Consider the following 253-nt stretch of genomic DNA (forward strand, 5'->3'; position numbering starts at 1 on the left):
TAGAAGAAGATCTCGTCGAGGTAAAAGGTGTACTGGCCCTGCTCGTGGTATCCGACCGGAACTCCATAGAGCTGCTGGGGTTTGTCGGAGTCAGGCAGGGTGAAGAGCATGAGGACCTGCCGGTCGCACCGGGGATGCGGTGGGTGGCGGACTTTGGAGCGACCTGCTCGGTGAAGTCCTTGACCTGCAGCTTCTGAGCGCCGAGGAGCGTACCTGAGGGTTTGCCGTAGGTTACGTGCTTGCCGGAGGCGGG

The 253-nt window shown here is 61.3% G+C and carries 1 protein-coding gene; it reads left to right on the forward strand.

Annotation, left to right across the window (positions count from 1 at the left end):
* Positions 1 to 197: hypothetical protein (locus JAO29_RS23305; RefSeq protein ID WP_334270672.1), on the forward strand; the 197-nt coding region annotated here is incomplete at its 5' end.
* Between the last annotated feature and the right edge of the window lie 56 nt (positions 198 to 253).

Source organism: Edaphobacter sp. HDX4 (assembly GCF_036877565.1).
Classification (GTDB): domain Bacteria; phylum Acidobacteriota; class Terriglobia; order Terriglobales; family Acidobacteriaceae; genus Edaphobacter.